The organism is Lutibacter sp., assembly GCF_046055765.1.
Taxonomy (GTDB): Bacteria; Bacteroidota; Bacteroidia; order Flavobacteriales; family Flavobacteriaceae; genus Lutibacter.
Genome location: NZ_JASFZF010000010.1, coordinates 1 through 5,077, shown reverse-complemented (window position 1 = coordinate 5,077; position 5,077 = coordinate 1). Strand labels below are relative to the sequence as shown.

2 protein-coding genes are annotated in these 5,077 nt (G+C 31.0%); both read right to left on the bottom strand.

Annotated features, from left to right (window positions below):
- Positions 1 to 3,968: glutamate synthase large subunit (gene gltB / locus QM495_RS01095; protein ID WP_408670259.1), on the bottom strand; the 3,968-nt coding region annotated here is incomplete at its 3' end.
- Positions 3,969 to 4,115: 147 nt separating this feature from the next.
- Positions 4,116 to 4,898: a sulfite exporter TauE/SafE family protein gene (locus QM495_RS01090; protein WP_408670258.1), complete on the bottom strand. Its 783-nt coding sequence runs from the start codon at positions 4,896 to 4,898 to the stop codon at positions 4,116 to 4,118.
- Between the last annotated feature and the right edge of the window lie 179 nt (positions 4,899 to 5,077).

Below are 5,077 nucleotides of genomic sequence, written 5' to 3'. Positions count from 1 at the left end.
CCAGATAAACCTTTTCCTAAATAATCATTGGTGTTTCCTTCTATAGTGAAAGTTAAACCATGAGTCCCAAATGCACCAAAACTTTGACCAGCTGAACCTTTAAAGTTAATGTTTAAAGTGTCTTCAGGTAAGCCTAAATGCCCATAAACTTTTGAAATTTCATTACTTACAATAGCACCTACAGAACGATTAGTATTAGATAATGGATAGTTTAAAGTCATTTTTTCTTTTCTAAATAAAGCTCTGTGTGAGTCTTTTAGAATTTGAAAATCAAGGACATTATCTAAAAAGTGCTCTTGTTTTTTAGTATTTTTTAAAGACATTTTACGATAGTCTTCTGGAACGTGTAAAATTGATGATAAATCTAAACCTTTAGCTTTATAATGTGTAATTGCTTTGTTGGCATTTATTTTTGAAGTTTGCCCAATCATTTCATCCATTGTACGAAAACCTAATTGTGCCATTATACCTCTTAATTCTTCAGCAATATAAAAGAAGAAATTAATGACGTGTTCTGGAGTTCCTTTAAAGTTTTTACGTAACTCTTTATCTTGAGTTGCAATTCCCACCGGACATGTATTTAAATGACATTTACGCATCATAATACAACCTGATGCAACCAAAGGTGCTGTAGCAAAACCAAATTCTTCAGCTCCTAAAAGTGCAGCGATAGCAACATCTCTACCAGTTTTTAATTGTCCATCACATTCAATTACAATTCTACTTCTTAAGTTATTTAAAACCAATGTTTGTTGTGCTTCAGCTAAACCAAGTTCCCAAGGTAAACCGGCGTGTTTTAAAGATGTTAAAGGTGAAGCTCCAGTTCCACCATCGTAACCAGCAATAAGTACAACATCGGCTTTTGCTTTTGCAACACCTGCAGCAATTGTTCCAACACCAACTTCAGAAACTAGTTTTACATTAATTCGTGCTTCTCTATTGGCATTTTTTAAATCGAAAATTAATTGTGCTAAATCTTCAATTGAATAAATATCATGGTGAGGAGGTGGAGAAATTAGCCCTACAAAAGGTGTAGAATTTCTTGCTGATGCAATCCAAGGTAATACTTTTTCAGCGGGTAATTGTCCGCCTTCTCCAGGTTTTGCACCTTGAGCCATTTTAATTTGAATTTCTTTGGCATTGGTTAAATAATGTGAGGTAACTCCAAAACGCCCTGATGCTACTTGTTTTATTGCGGAATTTCTATTATCACCATTTACATCTTTGTGAAATCGCTTTCTATCTTCACCACCTTCACCAGAATTACTTTTACCGCCAATACGATTCATTGCAATTGCTAAATTTTCGTGTGCTTCTCTTGAAATTGAACCGTAAGACATGGCGCCAGTTTTGAAACGTTTTACAATTGCTGTCCAAGGTTCAACTTCATCAATAGAAATTGGATCTAAGTTGTTGAATTCAAATAGACCTCTAATAGTCATTAAATTTTCAGCTTGATTGTTTACAGCTTTCGCATAAGCATCATAGCTTTTTTGATCACTAAACCTAACAGCTTGTTGTAATTTTGAAATAGTTGTTGGGTTAAATAGATGTTTCTCTCCGTTTCGTCTCCATCTGTAATGACCTCCAATATTTAGTCCTAATCTATTTTTAATGAGTGTTTTAGGGTAGGCGTATTCATAACGTTTAGATATTTCTTTTTCAATTTCGTACAATCCAATTCCTTCAATTCTTGACGTTGTATAAGGGAAGTATTTTTTAACAAATTTAGAATTGAAACCTACAATTTCAAAAATTTGAGAACCTCTATAAGAGTGTAACGTAGAGATTCCAATTTTATTCATAATTTTTAAAATTCCTTTTCCAATAGCTTTGTTAAAATTGTCAACAGCTTGCTGCTCGTCTAAACCTTTTATAAATCCTTTTTGAACTTGTAAACGAATAAGTTCATTGGCCATATATGGATTAATTGCACTTGCTCCATAACCAAATAATGTTGCAAATTGATGAGGTTCTCTGGGCTCTGCAGATTCTATAACAATATCAAAATAAGAACGTTTTCTAAGTCTGTTTAATGAATGATGCACATAAGAGCACGCTAATAAAGCAGGAATAGGAGCGTTTTCTTCATTTACACTTCTGTCTGATAAAATAATAATGTTTGTTTTTTTATCTACTGCTTTTGAAACTTGTAAAATCACATTTTCTAAAGCATCTTCTAAGCCGTTTAACCCTTTTTCTTTTTTATAAAGAATTTCAATAGTAATAGCTTTAAAATCATTTAAAGAAATATGTCTTATTTTTTCTAAATCATTGTTTGAAATTACGGGGTTTTGAATTCTAAGCTTTCTACATTGTCTCTCAGAAATGCTAAAAATGTTTCTGTCTTTTCCTAAAGCTAAGCTAATATCTGTAACTATTTCTTCTCTAATTCCATCCAAAGGAGGATTAGTAACCTGAGCAAATAGTTGTTTAAAATAATTTGAAATTAACTGAGGTCTATCCGATAATACTGCAAGAGGAGTATCAATTCCCATAGAACCTAAGGCCTCTTTTCCGTTTTGAGCCATAGGTATAATTACTGTTTGAATATCTTCTGTTGTGTAATTAAATAACCTTAAACGAGTTTTTAAATCTATTGCTTCTATAGGATGCGCTTCATTTGAGTTTGGTATTTCAGTTAGATTTTTTCTAGTTTTATCGAGCCATTTTTTATAAGGCCTTTCTAAAACAATTTTCTCTTTTATTTCTTCATCATCAACAATTCTACCTTCATTCATATCTACTAAAAACATTTTTCCAGGCTCTAGTCTACCATGTTTTTCTACATCTTCAGGAGCAATATCTACAACACCAATTTCTGAAGACATAATTAATTTTCCACTTTTAGTAATCGTATATCTTGAAGGTCTTAATCCGTTTCTATCTAATAAAGCTCCAACATAATCTCCATCGGTAAATGGAATAGAAGCTGGGCCATCCCAAGGTTCCATTATGCAAGCATTGTATTCGTAAAATGCTTTTCTTTCATCAGGCATTGTTGCATGTTTTTCCCAAGCTTCAGGAATCATCATCATCATTACTTCTGGAAGTGATCTGCCAGATAACGAAAGTAATTCAACTACCATATCCATTGAAGCCGAATCAGATTTTTTGGGTAAAATAATTGGGAATAATTTTTCAATTTGATCTCCAAAAATTTCACTTTGCATAATTTCTTCACGAACACGCATTCTACTCACATTTCCTCTTAATGTATTTATTTCTCCATTTTGACACATATATCTAAATGGCTGTGCTAATTCCCAAGAAGGCATGGTGTTGGTAGAAAAACGCTGATGTACTAAGGCTAAACGTGTTACTAAATCGGGTTGTTGTAAGTCAATAAAGTACGGCCCAATATCTTCAGGCATAATAATACCTTTATATATTAAGGTTGTATGAGAAAAACTTGTAACATAAAAGTAATTGCTTTGAGATATTTTTGAAGCTGCTATTGCATGCTCTGTAATTTTTCTGGCAGCGTATAGTTTGGCTTTAAAAATAATTTCTTCTTTAATTTCTCCCTTGCCAACAAAAATTTGAATGATAGTTGGTTCTTTGTCTAACGCAATTTGCCCTAGTTGAGAAGAATCTACAGGAACAATTCTCCAACCTAAAATTTCAAGACCTTGATTTGTAATTTCTTTTTCGAATAGTTTTTTACAGTAATTGTATTGATTTTTATTTTTTGGCAAAAAAGTCATTGCTACTGCATACTCTCTTCTGGCGGGTAATTTAAAATCACAAACTCTATTAAAATATTCGTGAGGAATATCAATTAAAATCCCAGCACCATCACCAGTTTTACCATCAGAACTAACACCGCCACGGTGTTCTAGTTTTACTAAAATATTTAAGGCATCGTGTATTATTTGATTTGTTTTATCTCCATTTAAGTTACAGATAAAGCCAGCGCCGCAGTTTTCATGTTCAAATTCTGGTAAGTAAAGTCCTTGTTTCATCATCATAAATCTATTTGTAGAATTGTTACAAAAATAGATAATTTACTAATGAATGTATTGAAAAATTACGAATACGTTATCGTAAGTTTGGTAAAATAACTATTATTTTAAAAATAATTAAATATGAAAAACAGGAGTAATATGGTTTTTTTAGGTTAAATGTTTTAATAAAATTCTTAGACCTACAAAGGCAATTAATAGTGCAGTTCCTTTTTTTATGTTTGATGGAGAAATTAATTGAACACTAAGTCTTGATCCTATTTGTCCACCAATTAAAACGGTAAACATTAAAATAATAGTAATTGTAGGTTTTATAGAAAAATTTGGATTAAAATATTGACCACCTAAACCAGCTATTGAATTAACCAATATAAAAAAGCTAGAAGTGGCTGCTATTCTTTTTGGTGTATCCCATTTTGTTAAGTGTAATAATGGAGCTAAAAATATGCCTCCACCAATTCCAATCATTCCAGAAACAAATCCTATAAATCCACCGTAAGAAACATCTTTAGTTAAAGAATTTTTAAAATTTGAGTATTTTGCTTTTTTTGAAATATATTTTGAACTCCACATTAAAATTGCAGCAATTAACAGCGTAATTCCCAATAAAATAAAGAAAAATGTTTGGCTAATTTTTAAATATCCGCCAATAAATGCAAGTGGAATACTCATTAGCACTAGAGGTACTATTTTTTTCCAATTAAACAAGTTGTTTTTAATATATAAAAAAGTTCCACCTGAAACAACAACAATATTACATAATAACGCAATTGCTCTAAGTTGTGTAAAAGCTAATGAACTCAATGCTAAAACGGCTAAATAACTAGATCCACCACCAAAGCCAACCGATGAATACAAAATTGCAATTACAAAGAACAACAATATAATTTCCCAATTTAGAATAAAGGTCTCTAGAAATAAATGTGCATTCATAAATTTTAAATTAATGATCGCAAAATTAGAATAAATTTAACTCCCAATTTAAAATTAGGAAGTTTTTTTAGTTTAAGAATAGTTATAATTTTAATGGTTTAGTTTTAGAATTATTATAATCATAAAATTAATGAGTAATATTTGAGGCATTCTTAAATTTTTGATAATTAAAATAAATT